This window comes from Streptomyces sp. NPDC007875 (assembly GCF_042868035.1).
GTDB lineage: Bacteria > Actinomycetota > Actinomycetes > Streptomycetales > Streptomycetaceae > Streptomyces > Streptomyces antimycoticus.
Map to the genome: position 1 here is coordinate 22,080 of NZ_JBIADZ010000018.1, position 21,267 is coordinate 43,346.

Annotated in this window: 19 protein-coding genes, 1 pseudogene and 1 riboswitch; of the genes and pseudogenes, 15 read left to right on the plus strand and 5 right to left on the minus strand. The window is 73.1% G+C overall.

Features of this window, described 5'->3' with window-relative positions; translation table 11 throughout:
• The first annotated feature begins 166 nt into the window (after positions 1-166).
• The 7 genes from ACFYOY_RS31085 (at position 167) to ACFYOY_RS31115 (ending at position 6,486) form a co-directional block, all read left to right on the plus strand.
• On the plus strand, positions 167-1,375 hold the full coding sequence (locus tag ACFYOY_RS31085) for a histidine kinase (RefSeq protein WP_351883016.1): 1,209 nt from the start codon (positions 167-169) through the stop codon (positions 1,373-1,375).
• A 59-nt stretch (positions 1,376-1,434) separates the two neighbouring features.
• Entirely contained in the window at positions 1,435-2,040 is a 606-nt protein-coding gene (locus ACFYOY_RS31090; RefSeq protein ID WP_388590999.1) for a response regulator, read from the plus strand.
• Between the two features lie 142 nt (positions 2,041-2,182).
• Positions 2,183-2,779 (plus strand): class I SAM-dependent methyltransferase, encoded by a 597-nt coding sequence (locus ACFYOY_RS31095; protein ID WP_351883112.1) that lies wholly within the window; start codon positions 2,183-2,185, stop codon positions 2,777-2,779.
• A 236-nt stretch (positions 2,780-3,015) separates the two neighbouring features.
• Complete coding sequence (locus ACFYOY_RS31100; protein ID WP_351883014.1) at positions 3,016-3,927, plus strand: N-acetylmuramoyl-L-alanine amidase; 912 nt, start codon at positions 3,016-3,018, stop codon at positions 3,925-3,927.
• 162 nt (positions 3,928-4,089) lie between these two features.
• Entirely contained in the window at positions 4,090-4,929 is an 840-nt protein-coding gene (locus ACFYOY_RS31105; protein WP_351883012.1) for a hypothetical protein, read from the plus strand.
• Between the two features lie 187 nt (positions 4,930-5,116).
• Entirely contained in the window at positions 5,117-6,127 is a 1,011-nt protein-coding gene (locus ACFYOY_RS31110; protein ID WP_351883010.1) for an LLM class F420-dependent oxidoreductase, read from the plus strand.
• 65 nt (positions 6,128-6,192) lie between these two features.
• Complete coding sequence (locus ACFYOY_RS31115; protein WP_043237004.1) at positions 6,193-6,486, plus strand: hypothetical protein; 294 nt, start codon at positions 6,193-6,195, stop codon at positions 6,484-6,486.
• 415 nt (positions 6,487-6,901) lie between these two features.
• On the opposite strand, the gene ACFYOY_RS31120 is transcribed toward ACFYOY_RS31115, so the two are convergent.
• The 3 genes from ACFYOY_RS31120 to ACFYOY_RS31130 are packed head-to-tail and all read right to left on the minus strand — an operon-like array spanning position 6,902 to position 10,126.
• A complete protein-coding gene (locus tag ACFYOY_RS31120) occupies positions 6,902-8,002 on the minus strand; it encodes a prenyltransferase (protein WP_351883008.1) in 1,101 nt (366 codons plus the stop codon).
• Positions 7,999-8,733 carry a methyltransferase domain-containing protein gene (locus ACFYOY_RS31125; protein WP_351883006.1) on the minus strand — a complete coding sequence of 245 codons (735 nt, stop codon included), beginning with the start codon at positions 8,731-8,733 and terminating at the stop codon, positions 7,999-8,001. Before ACFYOY_RS31125 ends, ACFYOY_RS31120 begins: the two co-directional genes overlap by 4 nt.
• A 55-nt stretch (positions 8,734-8,788) precedes the next feature.
• A complete protein-coding gene (locus ACFYOY_RS31130) occupies positions 8,789-10,126 on the minus strand; it encodes a glycosyltransferase family 4 protein (protein WP_351883004.1) in 1,338 nt (445 codons plus the stop codon).
• A 419-nt stretch (positions 10,127-10,545) separates the two neighbouring features.
• On the opposite strand from ACFYOY_RS31130, the gene ACFYOY_RS31135 reads away from it, so the two are divergent.
• On the plus strand, positions 10,546-11,160 hold the full coding sequence (locus tag ACFYOY_RS31135; RefSeq protein ID WP_078641115.1) for a TetR family transcriptional regulator: 615 nt from the start codon (positions 10,546-10,548) through the stop codon (positions 11,158-11,160).
• 202 nt (positions 11,161-11,362) lie between these two features.
• The gene (locus tag ACFYOY_RS31140) at positions 11,363-11,983 is read left to right on the plus strand and encodes a response regulator transcription factor (protein ID WP_351883002.1); all 621 of its coding nucleotides are present in this window, start codon (positions 11,363-11,365) and stop codon (positions 11,981-11,983) included.
• Positions 11,984-12,011: 28 nt separating this feature from the next.
• Here ACFYOY_RS31140 and ACFYOY_RS31145 read toward each other — a convergent pair whose 3' ends face one another.
• Positions 12,012-12,245 carry a ferredoxin gene (locus tag ACFYOY_RS31145; protein WP_059148499.1) on the minus strand — a complete coding sequence of 78 codons (234 nt, stop codon included), beginning with the start codon at positions 12,243-12,245 and terminating at the stop codon, positions 12,012-12,014.
• Positions 12,245-13,711 carry an aldehyde dehydrogenase gene (locus tag ACFYOY_RS31150; protein ID WP_351883000.1) on the minus strand — a complete coding sequence of 489 codons (1,467 nt, stop codon included), beginning with the start codon at positions 13,709-13,711 and terminating at the stop codon, positions 12,245-12,247. Before ACFYOY_RS31150 ends, ACFYOY_RS31145 begins: the two co-directional genes overlap by 1 nt.
• A 268-nt stretch (positions 13,712-13,979) precedes the next feature.
• Here ACFYOY_RS31150 and ACFYOY_RS31155 point away from each other — a divergent pair, with 268 nt between their 5' ends.
• The 6 genes and pseudogenes from ACFYOY_RS31155 to ACFYOY_RS31180 form a co-directional block, all read left to right on the plus strand.
• Positions 13,980-15,032: an MBL fold metallo-hydrolase gene (locus ACFYOY_RS31155; RefSeq protein WP_351882998.1), complete on the plus strand. Its 1,053-nt coding sequence runs from the start codon at positions 13,980-13,982 to the stop codon at positions 15,030-15,032.
• 87 nt (positions 15,033-15,119) lie between these two features.
• Positions 15,120-16,679, plus strand: a complete 1,560-nt coding sequence (locus tag ACFYOY_RS31160; protein WP_351882996.1) for a cytochrome P450 — start codon at positions 15,120-15,122, stop codon at positions 16,677-16,679.
• Positions 16,680-16,755: 76 nt separating this feature from the next.
• On the plus strand, positions 16,756-17,295 hold the full coding sequence (locus ACFYOY_RS31165; RefSeq protein WP_351882994.1) for a GNAT family N-acetyltransferase: 540 nt from the start codon (positions 16,756-16,758) through the stop codon (positions 17,293-17,295).
• 76 nt (positions 17,296-17,371) lie between these two features.
• Positions 17,372-17,446, plus strand: a riboswitch (cobalamin riboswitch).
• A gap of 168 nt (positions 17,447-17,614) precedes the next feature.
• Positions 17,615-18,895 carry a prenyltransferase/squalene oxidase repeat-containing protein gene (locus ACFYOY_RS31170; protein WP_351882992.1) on the plus strand — a complete coding sequence of 427 codons (1,281 nt, stop codon included), beginning with the start codon at positions 17,615-17,617 and terminating at the stop codon, positions 18,893-18,895.
• A gap of 548 nt (positions 18,896-19,443) precedes the next feature.
• A complete protein-coding gene (locus ACFYOY_RS31175; protein WP_351883110.1) occupies positions 19,444-20,058 on the plus strand; it encodes an SCO2322 family protein in 615 nt (204 codons plus the stop codon).
• 8 nt (positions 20,059-20,066) lie between these two features.
• Positions 20,067-21,260 (plus strand): annotated as a pseudogene (locus ACFYOY_RS31180) (energy-coupling factor transporter transmembrane component T); the annotation flags it as partial.
• Positions 21,261-21,267: the final 7 nt, after the last annotated feature.

Below are 21,267 nucleotides of genomic sequence, written 5' to 3' on the forward strand. Positions count from 1 at the left end.
AGTGCTGACGGCCCATCAGATCGCCATCGGACCGCTATCGGACCGTCGTCGGATGACCTTCGGATGACCGCTGTCCGGGGTGACGAAGGTCCCGGGACAAATGTCACGGCCATCCCCCGACATCCGCATCTGCCCAGCTCATAGCGGCTTCCGTAAGGTCGGACGCATGTATGCCACCGCCGCGCGCATCGAGCGCCTCAAGCCGCCGGGCCGCCGCGCCTTTCTGCCCTGGCTTTTCATGCTCTCGGGGGATGTGCAGGCGCTCTTCAAGGGGAAGACCCCCCTGCCCTGGCTCGGCGGCGCCGGGGCGGCGGCCTTCGTCGCGCTCTACGTGACCGCCGTCTACACCAGCCTGGACGAGCGCCGCCGCCACACCCGGGCCCCGCTGCTGGCGCTCGCCGGGCTGGCGACGGTCACCTACGCGCTGGGCATCGGCTACGCCGGGGACTGGCTGCTGTGCTTCCCGCTGCTGTCACTGGCCGCCGGGATCGTGCTGCGCGGGGGGAGGCGGCCGCTGGGACCGGTCATCCTCGTCCTGTCCGGCTCCGCCGGGATCATCGCCGGGATCCGCGGCGGCGCCTCGGACTCGCTCACCGTCTCGTACGGGACGATCCTGTCCGGCCTGGTGACAGCGGCCATCCTGTCGCTCTTCGAGACCGTCGCCCAGCTCCGTGCCACCCGCCAGGAGCTGGCTCGTACGGCAGTGGAGAAGGAGCGGCTGCGGTTCTCCCGCGATCTGCACGATCTGCTGGGCCACACCATGTCGGTCGTCGTGGTCAAGGCGGAGGCGGTGCGCCGGCTCGCCCCGAAGGACCTGGAGGCCGCGCTGGGGCAGGCCGCGGACATCGAGGCGGTCGGGCGGCAGGCGCTCACCGAGATCCGCGAGGCCGTCACCGGCTATCGCGAGGGCAGCCTGGCCACCGAGCTGGACCGGGCCCGCTCGGCGCTGGACGCCGCCGGTATCGAGGCCGCCGTCCGCCGCTCCGGGCCGCCGCTGGCCCCGCAGACCGAGGCGCTGCTGGGGTGGGTGGTCCGCGAGGGCGTCACCAATGTGGTGCGGCACAGCGGGGCGGCCCGGTGCGAGATCGAGGTGCGCGGCGGCATGGACCGGATACGGCTGGAGATCACGGACGACGGGGGCGGCGTAGGCTCCCGTGCCACCGGTGCGAGCGCGATGAGCACGGCGGGCGGCGGAACGGCAGAGGGCGCAATCGGCGGTACGGGCCTCAAGGGCCTGGCCGAACGGCTGTCCGCGGCGGGCGGCTCTCTGGAGTCCGGCCCCGGCGGGCGCCGTGGCTTCCGGCTCGTCGCCGAACTGCCGGTGGATACGGAGGACCCGATGGAGCCCGAGGTCAAGGAGGCCGGGACGGCGTGAACGACGCGGACGGTGTGAGCGACACGCAGGGTGCGCAGGGCGTGAACGAGGCGAAGGGCGTGATCAAGCTCCTGCTCGCCGAGGACCAGGGGATGATGCGGGGCGCGCTCGCCCTGCTGCTCGGGCTGGAGGAGGACTTCGAGATCGTCGCGCAGCTCGGGAACGGCGACGAGATCGTGCCCCGGGCCCTGGAGGCCCGGCCCGATGTGGCGCTGCTCGACATCGAACTCCCCGGCCGCAGCGGTCTGGACGCCGCCGCCGCGCTGCGCGAGGCGCTCCCGGAGTGCCAGGTGCTGATCCTCACCACCTTCGGCCGCCCCGGCTATCTGCGCCGGGCGATGGAGGCGGGCGCGGCCGGGTTCCTGGTCAAGGACGGCCCGGTCGAGGAGCTGGCGGTGGCGATCCGCCGGGTACTGGCCGGTCAGCGCGTCATCGACCCGGGCCTGGCCGCCGCCGCCCTCAGCGCGGGCCCCAACCCGCTGACCCAGCGCGAGCGCGATGTGCTCTCGGCGGCGGTGGACGGGGCGACGGTCGCGGACATCGCGGCCAAGGTCCACCTGTCCCCGGCCACCGTGCGCAACTACCTCTCCTCGGCCATCGGCAAGACGCAGACCCGCAACCGCATGGAAGCCGTCCGCGCCGCCCGCCAGAACGGCTGGCTGTGAGCTCCGCGCACCGGCCGACCCCTCCCCTCCCGCCTGGGAGGTCGTACGGGAGGATGGGCCGGTGACTCAGTCTGCTGCCGCCGCCGCGTCCGCGGTTCCCGACCGCACCGTGCTCGACGCCTTCGAGGGGGCAAAGGGCTTCATGCCGCTGGACGAGGGGCTGGCGCTGCACGCGGCCGCGGCCGACGCCGCCGGTCGGCTCGGGCTGCCGCTGCTCGAAGTCGGCACGTATTGCGGGCGCTCCACCCTTCTGCTGGCCGACGCCGCCCGCGCGGCGGGGACGGTCGTCGTGACCGTGGACCATCACCGGGGCTCGGAGGAGCAGCAGCCGGGGTGGGAATACCACGATCCGGAGGTGGTCGACCCGGAGGTGGGGCGGATGGACACGCTGCCCACCTTCCGCCGCACCCTCCACCAGGCGGGGCTGGAAGACCATGTCATCGCCGTGGTCGGGCGGTCGCCGCGGGTCGCGGCGGTGTGGGGGCGGCCGGTGGGGTTGGTGTTCATCGACGGCGGGCACACCGACGAGCACGCGAGCGCCGACTACGAGGGCTGGGCGCCGCATCTCGCGCCGGGCGGGCTGCTGGTGATCCACGACGTCTTCCCGGACCCGGCCGACGGCGGCCAGGCGCCGTACCGGATCTACCGCCGCGCGCTCGACTCCGGCGCGTTCACCGAGGTCTCCGCGACCCGCTCGCTGCGCGTACTGCGCCGCACCGCGACCGCCCCGGCCGCCTGAGCCGCGTAACGCGGCCCCCGGCCTCCTGGTCGTACACCCCGGCCCGGCGGCAGATGACCCCGTCCCCCCGCCGGAGGGCATCCGCGTCGTACGCCGCGGCCAACGCGCCCGCCGCCCCCGGGACCTGCTGGAAGGCCCGCCCGCCGCCGCACGCCATGCGGCGTGCGGCCTGGGGCGGACGGCCGCCGTCGTCCCCGCGCCTGAGATACGGCGGTGGCACGACTACCATCGCCCGCGTGTCCAACGGCAGCTTTCCTCCTGAGCCCGGTCGTCGCGGCGGCACCCTCGCCATCGTTCTGGTGGCGCTGATACCTGCCTGCTTCGCCGGCTGGCTGCTGTGGAGTTCGCTGGGCGGTTCGAAGGACGACGGCGCGGACGGGGCGGGCGCGCCCACGACCTCCTCGACGTCCTCCCCCTCGCCCCCGTCGTCCGGCGCGCCCTCGTCGCCGACGCCGTCCGAAAACGCGTCCGGAAAGCCCCTCGAGGGCAAGGTCGTGGTCATCGACCCCGGCCACAATCCGAACAACCGCGACCACCCCTCGCAGATCGCCCGGCTCGTGGACATCGGCACCGACGAGAAGGAGTGCGACACCACCGGCACGGCCACCAACTCCGGCTATGCCGAGGCGTCCTTCACCCTCGATGTGGCGCGCCGCGCCCGCGCCCTGCTCGAAGCACGCGGCGCCACGGTGCGGTTCACCCAGGACGGCGACCGGTCGTACGGGCCGTGCGTGGACGAGCGTGCGGAGATCGGGAACAAGGCCCACGCCGACGCCGTGGTCTCCGTGCACGCGGACGGTGCGGCCGCCGGGGAGCGCGGCTTCCATGTGATCCTGCCCAAGTCCGTCCGGGGCGGCGGCGCGGACACCTCCGCCATCACCGCCCCCTCCCGCCGGCTCGGCGAGCGGCTGCTCAGCCGGTTCGCCAAGGCCACCGGCAGCGAGCCCGCGCAGTACATCGGCGACGGCAGCGGGCTGGACGTCCGGGGCGATCTGGGCGGGCTCAACCTCTCCACCGTCCCCAAGGTGTTCATCGAGTGCGGCAATATGCGCGACTCCCAGGACGCCGCCGAACTGACCGACAAGGCCTGGCGCGAGCGCGCGGCGGACGGTGTCGCACAGGGCATTACGGACTTCTTGAACGAGTAGCGCTTCCACAACCGAACGGGAGGTCACGAGCGGGATACCGATGGGACACCTCCGGTCTCCGCAGGCAGATTCACCCGTACGATGGGGCCCACCCCCGACGCCTTCGCGCCACGCGCCTGGCGGCAGCGCTACGTTAAGACGAAACCGACAAAGGACCTCACGTTGAACATCCGCTCGCTCACTCGAGGCGACGGCGTGGTGATCGGAGCAGCGGTGCTGCTGTTCATCGCCTCCTTCCTCGACTTCTACACCATCGACTGCGGCGGCAGCAGCTTCTGCAAGGACGCCGGTGAGAACGGATGGAAGTCCGACTTCTTCCCCGTACTGCCATCGATCTTCCTTGCCGGGGTGATCGCCGCGGTGCTCATCGTCTCCGCTCGTTTCCAGCCCGCGGGCCGCAACCTCTTCGGGCTCTCGCTCGACCAGTGGGGCACGGCGCTCGCGGTCTTCGCGGCCTGGAGCTCGCTGTGGACGATCATCGGTGGCCCGGAGGGGGTCGACAAGGGCGTCGGACAGATCCTCGGCCTGATCGGCACGCTGGCGATGGCGGCGGTCGCGCTGCTCACCCAGCGCGTCCCGGCTCTGAAGGCCCCGCTGTTGAACGCCTCCTCCGGCCCGGCCCCGTCCCCGTACGGTGCCCAGGGCCCGCAGCCGGGGTACGGGTACCCGGGTGGTGCCCAGCCCGGCGCCCCCGCGCCGTACGGCGCCCAGCCCGGTCAGCCGCAGCCGGGGCAGCCGCAGCCCGGCCAGTCCTTCGGCGGCCAGCCGGCCCCGGCCCCGGCCCCGGCGCCCTCGGGCGGCGGGGACTTCGCCCCGTTCTGGTTCGCGGTGCCGGTGGCCCGCCCGCTGTACGCCGAGGACGGTTCGTCGAGCACCATCGCCGAACTGGCCCCCGGCACCTGGTACCTCGCGGTGGAGCAGCGCGGTCAGGCGCTGGTCGCCCAGACGCAGGACGGCCGTCGCGGCGTGCTGCAGGACACCACGGGGATCCAGCGCGGCTGAGCCGAGTTGAGCCGCGCGTTCCATGACGCGCCCCGTGCGCGTCGCGCATGACGCGCAACGGCCCCTCGCCCGTAACGCTCGGGCGAGGGGCCGTTGCCATGTGCGCCCCCGGCCCGTACAGTCCGGCCGGTGCGGCTGACCTGCCGTCAGTCGCGTCCACCCTGTCCGGCGGAACGAGGGGGCTTCCATGCGGCTCGGTCTGGCGCTCGGCTACTGGGGCCGTGGCCCCGACCCCCGTCATCTGGAACTCGCCCAGGAGGCGGAGCGGCTGGGCTACCACTCGGTGTGGACCGCCGAGTCCTGGGGCTCGGACGCCTTCACCCCGCTCACCTGGCTCGCCGCGCACACCACCCGGATCGCGCTCGGCACGGCGGTCGCCCAGATGGCCGCCCGCACCCCCACCGCCACCGCGATGCAGGCGCTCACCCTGGACCATCTCTCCGGCGGCCGGATGATGCTGGGCCTGGGGCTGTCCGGACCGCAGGTGGTCGAGGGCTGGTACGGACGCCCGTTCCCCAGGAGCCCGCTGACGGCGACCCGTGAGTATGTCGAGGTCATCCGGCAGGTGCTGGGCCGTGCGGCGCCGGTGCGGCTCGACGGGCGCTACCATCCGCATCCGTACGCGGGCCCGGACGCCACCGGTCTCGGCAAACCGCTGAAGCCCATCGTCCATCCGCTCCGTGCCGATCTGCCGGTGCTGCTCGGGGCGGAGGGGCCGAAGAACATCGCCCAGACGGTGCGCATCGCCGACGGCTGGCTGCCGCTGTACTGGTCGCCGTCGCGGACGGAGCTCTATCAGGAGGCACTGGCCGACGCCCGGGACGGCTTCATGGTGGCGCCGATGACACAGGTGCGGGTGTGCACCGATGTGGCGGAGGGGCTCAAGCCGGTGAAGGCGATGCTCGGCTTCTACATCGGCGGGATGGGCCACGCGGCCCGCAATTTTCACGCCGATCTGATGGCCCGTTTCGGCTACGAGGCCGAGGCGCGCCGGGTGCAGGAGCTGTTCCTGGCGGGCCGGCGCGCGGAGGCGATCGAGGCGGTGCCGGACGCGTTCGCCGATGAGATCTCGCTGGTCGGGCCGCGTGAGCGGATCGCGGAGCGACTGGAGTTGTGGCGCAAGGGCCCGATCACGGATCTGCTGGCGCTGGCACCGGATCCGCAGACGCTGCGGGTGCTGGCGGAGCTGGCGGGCTGAGCGCGTCGTACGGGTGTGCGGCCACGCCGTAGTTTGGCTTGGCGGAGGCGGGCAACACGTGAGGCATGTCACGAAGTTATCGCCACGGAAGCAACCAGGCGGCGACCGTCGTGGCGGTCGTCGCGGACGTCATGGCCGTCATCCTCGGCCTCTGGATTCTGTTCGCCCTTCTCGACGCCAACCGCGCCAATGACCTCGTCACGGTGGTCCATGACGCGGCGAGCTGGCTCGCGAGCTGGTCCCATGACCTGTTCACCATGGACACCGACTGGCTCCGGACCGTCCTCAACTACGGCCTGCCGGCCGTGGTGTACCTCTTCATCGGCCATGCCATCGCGGGACGGCTCCGGCGGGGCTAAGGGGTTCCGACGGTCCGTGACGCCTGCGGCGGGCCGCTCCCCCTCCCCGCCCCTTCCCCCAACTGGGGCTCCGCCCCAGACCCCGGGTTCCAGGGGTGAGGCCTCGCACGCGGCGGAGCCGCATGTCGAAGCGCCCCTCAGGGGCGCGGGGCTGTGCCGATATGCGGCTCCGCCGCGCGGGCGCGACCGGCCACGACGGCGCCGCGGCCGATCGAGGCAGGTCGGGGCACTTCCAGCGGAGCGCTGACCGGATGTGTCCGGCGCTTCGCCGGGAGCACCCTGAGGTGCCGTCGATCGCCTGCCGCATCGTCGTGGCTGATCGCGCAGTTCCCCGCACCCCGTGGGGCGCATATCGGTGCTGCGGGAAGGGGAGGGGAGCAGCCCGCCACAGGCGTCACGATCCGCCGGCCACGGCCTAGGCGCAGCAGTCCGAGTCCAGGCCGCGCGGCAGGCCCTCGCCGCCGAAGACCGCTGTGGTCGCCTCGTCGCCGCCCAGGGCCGCCACGGCGAGCAGCAGCGACCCGGCGGTCCAGGTGGTGCGCTCCTCCGGCCAGACCGCGTCGTCCTCGAAGACGTAGCCCGTCCAGTACATCCCGTCCTCGGCCCGCAGCGGCCGCTGGATCCACCTCAGGATGTCCACCGCGTGGTCGGACTCCCCCATCGCCCAGAGCGCGAGCGCCAGTTCGCAGCTCTCGCCGCCGGTGACCCAGGGGTTGGTCGAGACACAGCGCACCCCGAGCCCCGGGACCACGAAGCGGTCCCAGCCCTCCTCGATGCGCTCCTTGGCGGCGGCGCCGGTGAGGGCGCCGCCGAGGACCGGGTAGTACCAGTCCATCGAGTAGCGGCGCTTGTCGAGGAACCGCTCGGGGTGGTGGCGGATGGCGTGGCCGAGCAGCCCCGCCGACAGCTCCCAGTCGGGCTGGGGCTCCTCGCGGTGCTCCGCGATGGCCAGGGCGCAGCGCAGCGCCTGGTAGACGGAGGAGGAGCCGGTCAGCAGGGCGTCGGGGTCGATGGTGCCGTCGGTGCCGCGCCGCCAGCCGATCTGGCCGCCGCTCTGCTGCATCCCGAGGACACACTCGACGGCGGCGAAGACGGTGGGCCAGATCCCGTCGAGGAAGGCGTCGTCGCCGGTGGAGAGGTAGTGGTGCCAGGCGCCGACCGCGACGTAGGCGCAGAAGTTGCTCTCCCGGCCGCGGTCGGTGGGGTCGGCGGCGGCCACGCCGTCCGGGGTGTCGGGGTAGGCCGCGTACCAGGAGCCGTCGGGGTTCTGGTGCCGGACCAGCCAGCCGTAGGCGGCCGTGGCGCGCTCGTGCTCGCCCGCCGCGTCCAGCGCCATCGCGGCCTCGATGTGGTCCCAGGGGTCGAGGTGGTGGCCGCGGAACCACGGTATGGCGCCGTCCGCGTGCTGGACGGCGGCGATGCCCTCGACCGTGCGCAGCACCTGCTCGGGGCTGAGCACCCCGGGCAGCGCGAGCCGTTCGGTCCGGGGGCCGGGTCGCGGTCCGAGCGCCGTCACGCCTGCTCCTCACGCGGTGCGTGGGGCTTGGTCGCGTAGGCCACGAAGCTCTTGCCGACGATCGGGTTCAGCGCGCGCTCGGCGACCCGGGTGGCCAGCGGCTTCTTCATGATGTCCCACACCAGCAGCTTGTGGTACGCGCGCACCGGCAGTGCCTTGTCGTTGTCCACCCCGAACGCGCACTTGAGCCACCAGTACGGGCTGTGCAGCGCGTGTGCGTGATGGGTGCCGTACGGCCGCAGCCCGGCCTCGCGCATCTTCTCCAGCAGCTCATCGGCGCGGTAGATGCGGATATGGCCGCCCTCGACCTCGTGGTAGGCGTCCGACAGCGCCCAGCAGACCTTCTCGGGGCCATAGCGGGGCACGGTGACGGCGATCCGGCCGCCGGGCCTGAGCACTCGCACCATCTCGGCGAGCACGCCCTTGTCGTCGGGTATGTGCTCCATCACCTCGGAGATGATGACCACGTCGAAGCTGTCGTCGGGGAAGGGCAGGGCGAGGGCGTCGCCCTCCATGGCGGTGGCCGTGGCGCCCGCCGGGGCCTCACCGGCCTCCTTCATGGCGGCGAACCACTTGGCGACCTCGCGTATCTCCTCGCCGTTCTGGTCGAGCGCGACGACCTGGGCGCCGCGCCGGTAGCACTCGAAGGCGTGCCGGCCGGCGCCGCAGCCGAGGTCGAGGACGCGATCGCCGGCGGCGAGGGGGAAGCGGGAGAAATCGACGGTCAGCACGGGGGTCTGCTTTCGTCCGGCGGGTTCGTGGGGCGGGAGGGGCAGGGGGCGGGGCTCAGCGGCGGGTGGCCGGCGCGGATACGCCGATGGCCCGGCGGTACTGCTCGACGGTGCCGCGCGCGGCCTGTTCCCAGGTGAAGCGGCGCAGCACCCGTTCACGGCCCGCGGCGCCCAGCCGTCGTCGGAGGTCGGCATCGCCCAGCAGCCGGATCAGGGCCGCGGCGAGCGCGTCGGCGTCGCCGGGCGGTACGGCCAGGCAGGTCTCGCCGTCGGGTCCGGCGACCTCGGGGATCGCGCCGCCGGTGGTGGCGACCAGCGGGGTGCCGGTGGCCATGGCCTCTGCGGCGGGCAGCGAGAACCCCTCGTACAGCGAGGGCACACAGGCGATCTGGGCGCCGCGCACCAGGTCCACCAGTTCGGCGTCGCTGATGCCCTTGACGAACTCGACGGCGTCTTCGAGTCCGTGGCGCGCCATGGTGGCGGCCACCGGCCCCTCCTGCGGCCGTTTGCCGACGACGACCAGATGGGCCTCGGGGTTCTCGGCGCGGACCTTGGCGAGTGCCTCGATCAGATACACCAGGCCCTTGAGCGGCACATCCGCGCTCGATGTGGTGACGATGCGCCCGGGGGTCACGGGGACGGCGGGGTCGGGCGAGAAGAGCCCGGTGTCCGCGCCGATGTGCACCACATGGATCCGGTCCGGCCGCACCCCGAGGTCCTCGACGATCTCCCGGCGGGAGGAGCCGGAGACGGTGAGCACCGAGGGCAGCCGCCGGGCCACCCGCTTCTGCATGCGGGTGAAGCCGTACCAGCGGCGCACGGAGAACCGGCGCTTCCAGCCGTCGGCGGCGTCCAGCTCCAGCTGCCGGTCGACGGTGATCGGGTGGTGGATGGTGGTGACCAGCGGGAAGCCCAGCCGGTCCAGGCCCAGCAGCCCGTATCCCAGGGTCTGGTTGTCGTGGACGATGTCGAACTGGCCGAGGCGCGCGGCGAGATGCCGGCGGGCGCGCAGGCTGAAGGTGAGCGGCTCGGGGAAGCCGCCGGTCCACATGGTGGAGACCTCCAGGGCGTCGACCCAGTCCCGGTACTCCTCGCGCCGGGGCGTACGGAACGGGTCGGGCTGGCGGTAGAGGTCGAGGCTGGGCAGCTCGGTGAGGGTGACGCCCTCCACGGCGTCCAGCACCGGATACGGCTGGGCGCCGATGACCTCGACGGTGTGGCCGAGCCGGGCGAGCTCCCGGGAGAGATGGCGCACATAGACGCCCTGACCCCCGCAGAATGGATTCCCCTTGTAGCTGAGCAGGGCGATGCGCAGCGGCCGTTCGTCGGTGGCGGTGGGGGGCGCTGCTCGAAGCGGGTCGGGCCCGGTCTCCTGCGCGGCCTCTGCGGTCACTCGCGCCCCCTCCTTGGTGCAGTTCAGCGGGAGCGTATCCGCTTCCGTTTATCTAGAACAAGTTTCACTAGCGCATCCCCTGAGGAGTCACGAAGATACCTGCCCCACATGGCCGCTCCAGGGCCGGGGCAGGTGATCCCTACCACTCGGTAGCCAGGGCGCCGGGGAGAAGTTGACGACGGGCGTGTGCACCGGGCGGGCCGCCCGCCGACCCGGCCGCGAGTGCCACGCGGCGACAACCCGTCCCAACTGCCGCGACAGCAACCTGCCTCAACTGCGCGGACACGGGCGCTTAGGGGAGGACCCGCGCTAGCCTAGAACGAGTTCCAGTGACTCGCAGGCCCCGGGCCCGCCCTGCCATCATGCACGATGTCCGCTTGCCGCCGACCCGCACACGCAACACATTCGAAGTGGGACACATGACCGCAGAAGTCAAGCCAGCCGCCCTGCAGCTGACCGAGCGACAGGAGGCGCGCCGCCGACGCATCCTGCACGCCAGCGCCCGGTTGGCCAGCCGAGGCGGCTTCGACGCGGTCCAGATGCGCGAGGTCGCGGAGAACTCCGGGGTGGCGCTCGGCACCCTCTACCGCTACTTCCCCTCCAAGGTCCATCTGCTGGTCGCGACGATGCAGGACCAGCTGCAGCATATGCATGAGACGTTGCGCAAGAGGCCGCCGACCGAGGAGGAGCCGGCCGCCCGGGTCGCCCAGACGCTGATGCGCGCCTTCCGCGCCCTGCAGCGCGAGCCCCATCTGGCCGACGCGATGGTGCGTGCCCTCACCTTCGCCGACCGGTCGGTCAGCCCGGAGGTGGACACGGTCTCCCGGCTCACCACCGCGATCATCCTGGACGCCATGGGCCTGGACGACTCCCCGACGCCCGAGCAGCTCTCCGCGGTCCGTGTCATCGAGCACACCTGGCATTCGGCGCTGATCACCTGGCTCTCGGGGCGCGCCTCGATCGCCCAGGTCAAGATCGACATCGAGACCGTCTGCCGTCTGATCGACCTCACGGCCCCCGCCCCGGCCGGGTAACCGGGCGTACCGCACGCCAGGGGCGCATGGGCTAATTCTTGCGCCCCTTCGAGCTCCCGGAAATGGTTTGTGCGCCCTCGCGCCCCCTCTTGGCTCAAATTCCGCGTTCACGCCCTGCCCAATCCCGGTATTCATGAACGGCGCGCGACAGAGCGACAACGGCGCGCGACGAGAGAACGCATCGTGGGGGGTGGAGAAGTTCGTGATCAGGTTACTTCTGGTACACGAGTCAGGGCTGCTGAGATCGGCCCTGGCCTCGGTCATAGGGGCCGAACCAGACATCGAGGCGGCCGCGTGCGCCTGGCGTGACGCGCGTAGCAGAGCCCGTTCCATGGCGCCACAGGTGTGCGTGGTGGACACGGACTGCCCAGCGGCCGACAAGGCGGCACGCAAGGGCGAATGGGGGAGGTTCGTCGCCTCCGCCTCTGGGGAGGGCGGGGACTGCGGGCTTCTGGTGCTGGTCAACTCGGAGCGGCCGGGCCCACTGCGCCGCGCCCATGAGGCCCGGGCACTGGGGTACGTCGACAAGGACGCCCCACCACAGCGGCTGATCGAGGCCATCCGGCGGGTGGCACGGAAGGAGCGCTATGTCGACGACGCGCTGGGCTACGGCTTCCTCCAGGCGGCCAAGATCCCACTGACCGAGCGCGAGCTGGGCGTGCTGTCCCTGGCCGCCGACGGCGCCTCCATCTCGGAGATCGCCCGTACGCTCCATCTGTCCACCGGAACGATCCGCAACTACCTGGCCGCGATCACCCGGAAGACCGGGGCGCGCAACCGTGTGGACGCCATACGGATATCCCAGTGCGAGGGCTGGGTCTGACCTCTGCCGACGGCGGTTGGGGGAGCCGCTACTCGTCAGGGGGAAAGACCTGTTCACCGGTGTCCGACAGGCGCAGGGCGATCGCCTCGACCGGGCAGCCCTCGGCCGCCGCGAGCACCGCCTCGGAAGCATCGGCCTCCGTCTCGACGGGATGCGACTGCCGCGCCCCGTCGAGCCGGAAGCCGCCCGGCGCGGTGCTCACGCACATCCCCGAGCCGATGCACACGCCCCGGTCCACCTCGATCCGCCAGCGGTCCCCCATCAGTCCGTCTCCCCGTCCCAGCCCTGGGGCAGGTGGATCATCTTGTGCTCCAGATACGCGGAGAACCCCTCCGGGCCGAACTCCCGGCCCAGACCGGAGTTCTTGTAGCCGCCGAACGGCCCGAGCATGTCGAGGCTGAAGGTGTTGACCGAGTAGGTGCCGGTGCGGATGCGCCGGGCGAAGTCGATGCCGTGCCCGACGTCCGCCGTCCACACGGAGCCGGACAGCCCGTAGTCGGAGTCATTGGCGATCCGGGCCGCCTCCTCCTCGTCCCCGTACGGCAGCAGACAGATCACCGGCCCGAAGATCTCCTCACGGGCGATCCGCATGCCGTTGCCGACATCGCCGAAGAGCGTGGGCTCCACATACCAGCCGGTGTCCAGGGCCTCCGGACGGCCACCGCCCGTCAGCACCTTGGCGCCCTCCCGCTGCCCCAGCGCGATGTAGTCCAGCGACCGCTTCTGCTGCCGCCGCGCCACCAGCGGCCCGACCTGGGTGGCCGGGTCCAGGGGGTCGCCGACGACCAGGGCGGAGGCGGCGGCCGCGAACCGCTCGGCGATCTCGTCGTAGTGGCCGCGCGGCGCGAGGATCCGGGTCTGGGCCACACACGCCTGGCCGTTGTTCATCCAGGCATTGGGCACGATCCCGGCGACGGCCGCCTCCAGGTCCGCGTCCGGCAGGATCACCGCGGCCGACTTGCCGCCCAACTCCAGCGTGACCCGGGTGAGATGGCGCGAGGCGACCTCCATCACCCGCTTGCCGGCCGCGACCGACCCGGTGAACGACACCTTGTCCACGCCCGGGTGGCCGACCAGGTACTCGCTGACCTCGCGGTCGGCCGGAAGGATCGACAGCACCCCCTCGGGCAGCCCCGCCTCGGCCGCGATCTCCGCCAGGATGTAGGAGTCCAGCGGCGTCTCGGGGGACGGCTTGAGGATCACCGAGCACCCCGCGAGCAGCGCGGGCGCCAGCTTCGCGGCCGCCACGAACTGCGGCACGTTCCACGGCACCACGGCCGCGACCACCCCGACCGGCTCCCGACGCACCAGCAGCGGGCCGAGCACCCCGGCCCGCCGCTCCTCGTAGCCGAAGTCGCGGGCCACGGCGATGGCCGCGTCCCACACCATCATCGCGCCGAGCGCCTGGGCGAGGACGCTCCACGAGTACGGGGAGCCGTTCTGCGCGCTGATGACCCGGGCGATCTCCTCATGGCGTACGGCGATGGCGTCCTTGATCCGGGTGACCACCGCGATCCGCTCGGCCACGTCCATCCGGGGCCAGGGACCCTCGTCGAACGCCGTCCGCGCCACCGCGACCGCCCGGTCCACATCGCCGCGCGCGGCGTGTGGCACCCGGCCGATGACCTCCTCGGTGTGGGGCGAGACGACCTCGATGGTGTCCTCGCCCGCCGGGTCGGTCAGCGTGCCGCCGATGAAGAGCTGCCCGTGCTCGATGAGATCGCCCATCGTTTGCCTCCGGCCGATGACTGAGGGGTACGTCCGGCTGGCCCGCGCCCGGGGCCGCCGACAGCCGGCCCGCACTCGGGGCCGCCACCAGCTCGCCCGATCGCGGGGCCGCCACCAGCTGGCCCGATCGCGGACCGCCACTGGCTCGCCCGGTCCGGGGCCGAAAAACTCGCCCGAACCCGGGGCCGCCAATATCTGACGCTGCATCAGAACTGATACCAGTTCCAGCTATAGTGAGCAATGCTTGTGTCGAGGAGAGGGGGAGCCGATGGCGCAGGTGACGCGGGTGACCGAGCATGGCGGCGGGGTGTGGAGCATCCCGGTCCCGATCCCCGACAATCCGCTCGGGCACACCCTGGTCCACCTTCTCGACACCGACCGCGGCCCGGTCCTGATCGACACCGGCTGGGACGACCCCACGGCCTGGGACACCCTCACCGCCGGGCTCGCCGCATGCGGCACCTCCGTCTCCGAAGTCCACGGCGTCCTCGTCACCCATCACCACCCCGACCACCACGGGCTGTCCGGCCAGGTGCGGGAGGCGTCCGGCGCGTGGATCGCGATGCACGCCGCCGACGCCCAGGTCGTCCGGCGCACCCGCGAGGCCGAGCCCTCGCGCTGGCTCGTCTATCTGGAGGAGAAGCTCAGCGCGGCCGGGGCGCCCGAGGAGCATCTGGCCCCGCTGCGCGCCACCCGCGCGTCCGGCCGCGCGGGCCTCCCGGGGCAGCGGGCCGCCCTCCCCGACCGCGAGATCGTCCCCGGTGAGCTCCTCGATCTGCCCGGCCGCCGGCTGCGCGCCGTCTGGACCCCCGGCCACACCCCCGGCCATGTCTGCCTCCACCTCGAAGAGGCCCACCCGGCGGCCGGCGAGGGCATGCCCGGCCATGGCCGCCTCTTCTCCGGTGACCATCTGCTGCCCGAGATCACCCCCCATATCGGGCTCTACGAGGACCCCGACGACACGACCGTCATCGACCCCCTCGGCGACTACCTCGACTCCCTCGAACGCGTCGCCGCCCTCGCCCCGGCCGAGGTGCTCCCCGCCCATCAGTACGCCTTCACCGACGCCGCGGCGCGGGTGCGCGCGCTGCTGAGCCACCACGAGGAGCGGCTGGCCGGGCTGCTGGACCTGCTCACCACCCCGCTCACCCCGTGGCAGCTCGCCGAATCCATGGAGTGGAACCGCCCCTGGGAGCAGATCCCCTACGGCTCCCGCAACATCGCGGTCTCGGAGGCGGAGGCGCATCTGCGCCGGCTGGTGAAGCTGGGCAGGGCGGAAGCGGTGCCGGGCAGCAACCCCGTGATGTACCAAGCGTTTTGAGTGGCGGATGGGGGGTGCGAGTCGCCCTGGCCGGAAGCTAGCCTTACCCGCTCCGGCGCACTCACCCCCGTATCAGCAGGAGCATGCGTGACGAGCCCCACCCGCGATTCCGCCCCCACTCCAGGCCCGGATTCCGCCCCGGCACCCGATCCGGCAGCCGGTCCGACACCGCCCCCGGGCTGCCCCGCGCACTCCGGCCGGGCGCCGGCCGGGGAACGGCTGGAGTCCCTGCACGGCCCCGAGTTCGCCGCCGACCCGGCCGCCACCTACGCGCGGCTGCGGGAACACGGGCACATCGCGCCCGTGGAGCTGTCGCCCGGCGTCCCCGTCTCGCTCGTCACCAGCTATCAGACCGCGCTGGACATCCTGCGCAGCCCCGAGACGTTCTCCAAGGACGCGCGCCACTGGCAGGCTCTCGCCGACGGCACCATCCCCCTGGACAACCCCGTGGTGCCGATGATGATGTACCGGCCGAACGCGCTGTGCAGCGACGGCGAGGCGCATCACCGGCTGCGCTCGGCGATCTCCGACACCCTCGACCGGCTGGACATCCACGCGCTGCGCCGCTACGTGGAGCGCAGCGCCGACTTCCTCATCGATCTCTTCGGCCCCAAGGGCGAGGCCGATCTGCTCAAGGAGTACTCCGCCCGGCTCCCGCTGCTCGTCTTCAACCAGCTCTTCGGCTGTCCGCCCGAGTTGAGCGACAAGCTCGTCAGGGCGCTCTCGGCGCTCTTCGACATCACCGAGGACTCCGAGCAGGCCAATGTGCTCCTCGCGGAGACCCTCTTCGAGCTCATCGCCCTCAAGCGGGCCACTCCGGGTCCGGACATGACGTCCTGGCTGATCGCCCACCCCTCCGAGCTCACCGACGAAGAGCTGGTCCACCAGATCGTCGTCCTCGTCGGCGCGGGCACCCAGCCGCAGCAGAACCTGATCTGCAACGGGCTGTTGCTCCTGCTGTCCGACGAACGGTTCGCGGGCGCTCTCGCGGGCGGCACCATGCTGATCGAGGACGCGCTCAACGAGGTGCTGTGGAAGGACCCGCCGCTGGCCAACTTCTGCATCCACTACCCGCGCCACGATGTGACGGTCGACGGACACCGGCTGCCCAAGGGCGAGCCCGTCGTCATCAGCCTCGCCGCCGCCAACAACGACCCGTATCTGCTGTCGAACCGGCGCGGCAACCGGGCACATCTGGCGTGGAGCGCGGGCCCGCACACCTGCCCCGCGAAGGACCCGGCCCAGGTCATCGCCGCCGTCGCCATCGAGAAACTCCTCGACCGGCTCCCCGACCTCGAACTGGCCGTGTCCGCCGAGGAGTTGGAGTGGCGGCCCGGCCCCTTCCACCGGGCCCTGGCCGCGCTGCCGGTGCGCTTCCCGAGGACGGCCGCCAAGTCCGATGAGGCGCTGGCCGAGATGGTCGCCGCGGCGACGGCGACCGGCGCGGGAGCGGTCGGCAGCACACCGCCCGTCGCCGGGGAGAACACCGGGCAGACCGGGGAGACCTCCCCGCACGACGGTCCCGCTGAGACCGCGCCGTCGGCGAACGACACGGCTTCCACCGCTACGGCGCCGGAATCCGGCTCCGAGCACGAGGCCCGCCGCCGCTGGTGGAAGTCCCTGGCCCAGTGGTGGCGCCGCGGGTAGCGCAGAGCGCGCTGTCCCCCGGCTCCCCGCGTTATCGGATTGCCGGGTGGTGTCCGGCCGCGTAGCGTCGCGGCGCATGACCGCGACGCTGCGCACCGCGCGCCTGCTGCTCGAGCCGTACCGGCCCGAGGACGAGGACGCCTTCGTGGCGCTGTTCCAGGACCGGCGGGTGTCCCGCTGGATGGGGGACGGGAGGCCCGCTCCGGAGGCCGAGGACCGGGCGCTGTTCGGGCGGATCTTCACCAAGGTCTATGACCGGCGGCTGTTCGACGTCTGGGCCGTCCGCGAGGACGGCCGGTACGTCGGCCACGCCGAGATCAAGCCGACCGAGGTCACCGGCGGCCACGAGATCGTCTACGCGCTGGCGCCGGAAGCGTGGGGGCGCGGTCTGGGGACGGAGCTGGCCGAGGCGGTCGTCGGCCACGGCTTCGGCGCGCTCGGCCTGAGCGCGGTGCACGCCACGGTCACGGCGGCCAACGACGCTTCGCTGGCCGTGCTCGCCCGGCTCGGCTTCGCGCACGGCCGCGACATCGAGGAGGACGACGGCACCACGACGCGCTGTCTCACGCTCGTCCGGGGCGACCGGCGTCGGCGAGCGGCACCCGTGGGGGGCTGAGGACGGCGGAGGGCGGCTGAGGTCGTCCGATAAGTCGGCGGATAAGCTGTCCGTAAACTTCATACGCGTCCGATCGGGGGAAGCCGGTGCGATTCCGGCGCTGACCCGCAACCGTGAGCGCGCCCCGCGGGGCGTACGAGCCGGAACACCCGGGCGGGCGCGACGACGCAGGCTCCCGCCGCCGGAGGACCGGTGGCGGCACCGTCGAGGTATGCGGAGCTGAGCCGGGTGCCAGACGTGTCGCGGAGCGGTCCGCGCGCGGATGGACGGCCGTGCGCGGCTGCGTGCGCCCGTCCATCGACCGAGAGGCACCACAGCCATGAACATTCGCCGCAGCGTGGCGGCTCTTTCCCTGTGCGCCGCCCTGGGCGCGGCCGCCGGGCCAGCCGCTGTCGCCGATGACAGCCCGGCCGGGCGTTCCAAGGGGCTCTACGGCGCCAAGGACCCCAAGTTCGACGGGGTGTGGCGGCAGTCGCTGGCGCTGCTCGCCCAGGACGCGGTGGGCGTCACTCCGGCGAAGTCGGCCATCGACTGGCTGGCCGGGCAGGGGTGCGCGGACGGCGGTTTCGCGGCGTATCGCGCGGACACCTCGAAGGCGTGCGACCCGAAGAAGGGCGAGTTCACCGACGCGACGGCGGCGGCGATCCAGGCGCTGGCCGCGGTGGGCGGGCGCGCCGACGCCGTGGAGAAGGGCATCGGCTGGCTGAAGCGCCACCAGAACGACGACGGCGGCTGGGGCATGAACCCGGGCGGGCCGAGCGACGCCAACTCCACCTCGGCGGCGATCGGCGCCTTCGCCGCCACGGGTCAGGACCCGGCGAAGCTGAACTCCAAGGGCGGCAAGAGCCCGTACGACGCGCTGCTCGGACTGCAACTGGGGTGCTCGGCGAAGGCGCAGGAGCGCGGGGCGTTCGCGTACACCGCGGACAAGGGCAAGCCCGTCGCCAATGAGCTGGCCACCGCGAGCGCCGCGCTGGCCGCCCAGGGCAAGGGCTTCGTCTTCGAGACCGTCGGCAAGGACCGTGGCGCCGCCCCCGAACCGCTGCGCTGCGCGGGCGGGAAGAGCGGGGCCGACAAGGCAGACGGGGCCGGTACGCCGAAGGGCGCCGCCGAGGCCGCGCTGGCCCATCTGTCCCGCGTCATGTCCGACACCGATATGCATCTGAAGTCCGCGATGCCCGGCGCCAAGGACCAGCCCGACTTCGGCGGCACCGCCGACGCCGTGGTGGCGCTCGCCGCCGGGGAGCACAGCGCGACCGCGGGCAAGCCGCTGCAGTGGCTGCAGGGCAAGGACAGCGGCGCGGCGGCCTGGGCCAAGGGCGACCCGGGCGCGCTCGCCAAGCTGATCCTCGCGGCCCACGCGGCCGGCGCCAACCCGCGCGACTTCGGCGGCGCCGACCTCGTACAGCAGCTGAACGCCACCGGCCCGAAGCCCGAGGCGGCGGCCCCGGGCGCGGAGTCGGACGACAAGAGCGAGAAGAGCGAGAAGAAGAGCGACGACGGCGGGGTCGGCGGCGTCTGGTGGACCGTCGGAGTCTGCGCGGTCGCGGGTATGGGCATCGGCTTCCTGATCAGCGGCCGAAAGAGGCGGCAGCTTTGACCCTGCGCACGGATGTGATGTCGGCCCCGCACACGCACGTGGCCTCAGCCTCGCCCACCCAGGCGGCTTGGGCGCGGCGCGCCCAGGCGGCTTCTGCCCCGCACACCGGGGCGGCTCGGGCTTCGCGCACCGGCGCGGCTCGGGCGGGGCGCGCCCGCGCGGCTCGGGTGCGGTACGCGTACGCGGCATGGGCCCTGTGCACCCGCGCGGCTCGGGCCCTGTACGCGGCATGGGTACCGTGCACCCGCGCGGCTCGGGTCCTACGCAGCCGCGTGGCCTGGGCCCCGCGCGCCTACGCGGCCTCGACCATACGCACGCACCCGGCTTCGGCCCCGCGCACCCGCGCGGCGTGGGTCCGGTGCGCGTACGCGGCATGGGCCCTGTGCACTCGCACGGCTCGGGCCCTGCCCAGCCGCCCGGCTTCGGCCCGGCGCGCGTACGCGGCCTCGACTCCACGCACACACCCGCCCTTCGCCGCGCGCACCCGCACCGCCCGGCTGCTGTTGCCCGCCGTCGCCGCGCTGCTGCCCGTCCTCGTCCTGTTCGCGATGTTCGGCGCCGCCCCCGCGCAGGCTGCCGACGGGTATCGCTACTGGTCGTTCTGGCAACGGGGCGGGGACGGCGGAGGCTGGACCTATGCCGTCCAGGGGCCCTCGTCGGCGCGGCCCGGTGATGGTGACGCGATCGGTTTCCGCTTCGCGGTCAGCGAGGACTCCGACGACGCCACCCGGCCGCGCGGCACGGCCGGTTTCACCGCCGTCTGCGCCGACACCCCGGCCAAGGGCGGCACCAAACGGGTCGCGGTGGTCCTCGACTTCGGCACGGCGGCCGACGCGCCCGACCACCGGACGCCGCCCGCGCCCCGCACGGAGTGCGCACAGGTCGGCGAGGACGCGACCGCCGGGGAGGCGCTCGCCGCGGTCGCGAAACCGCTGCGCTACAACTCCGCCGCGCTGCTCTGCGCCATCGCCGGATATCCGGAGTCGGGCTGCGGTGACAAGGTGACCACCTCCGGAAACGCCCACGGCGCCCCGGAGGGCGACGGCGGCGAGGCGAGCGACGGCGCCGCAAGTGGCCCCTCCGCCGGGCTGATCGGCGGCCTCGCCGCCGTGGTCATGCTCGGCGCCGCGGCGGTGTGGCAGGCGCGCCGCCGTCGCGTATGAGCGCGCGGATGACCGCCATGCCGCCACCGCGCGCCACTCCCGACGCCACCGCCCCGCGCCGCAACCGCACCGGGTTCCGCCCCCGGCCGCGCGCCGGGGCACCGCGCGGCAGTGCCCCGCGCGGCGGAAGCGCGCTGCACGCGGGGGCCTGGTGGCTGTGGGCGCTCGGGCTGGCCACGGCCGCGTCCCGGACCACCAACCCGCTGCTGCTGGGGCTGCTCATCGCGGTCGCGGGCTATGTGGTGGCCGTGCGGCGTACGGACGCCCCGTGGGCCCGCTCGTACACCGCGTTCCTCAGGCTGGGCCTTGTGGTGCTGGCCATCCGGTTGTTCTTCGCGGTCTTCTTCGGCTCGCCGATCCCCGGGACGCGGGTGCTCTTCACGCTCCCCGAAGTCCCGCTGCCCCACTGGGCGCAGGGAGTGCGGATCGGCGGCCGGGTGTCGGCCGAGGGGCTGGTGTTCGCGCTGTACGACGGGCTCCGGCTGGCCACCCTGCTGATCTGCGTCGGCGCCGCGAACGCGCTGGCCAGCCCGGCGCGGCTGCTCAAGTCGCTGCCCGGCGCGCTCTACGAGGCCGGGGTGGCGGTCGTGGTGGCGATGACCTTCGCACCGCATCTGGTGGCGGACGTCCAGCGGCTGCGCTCCGCCCGCCGGTTGCGCGGCCGCCCCGACCGCGGGGTGAAGGCGTTGCTGCAGGTCGGACTGCCGGTGCTGGAGGGCGCGTTGGAACGGTCGGTGGCCCTGGCGGCGGCGATGGACGCGCGCGGCTACGGCCGCACGGCCCACGTCCCGCCCGCCGTCGCCCGTACCACCACCGCGCTGACGCTGGGCGGGCTGCTCGGCGTCTGCTGCGGTACGTACGGCCTGCTCGCGGCCGAGGGCGCCGACTACGGCCTGCCACTGCTGCTCGCGGGACTCGCCGCCGCGCTCGGCGGACTGTGGCTGGGCGGCCGCCGCTCGGTACGCAGCCGCTACCGCCCCGACCGCTGGGGCGTCCGGGCGTGGCTGGTGGCGGGGTCGGGTGCGGCGGTAGCGGCGCTGATGATCCGAGCCGCCTCGTACACCCCCGGGGCCCTCCAGCCGTCGGTCGTCCCGCTCACCGTCCCGACGCTGCCGCTGTGGCCGGCGGCGGGGGTACTCCTGGGCCTGCTCCCGGCCTTCGTGTCCCCGGCACCGACACTGCCTCCGGCCCGCGAACCGGCTACGCCTG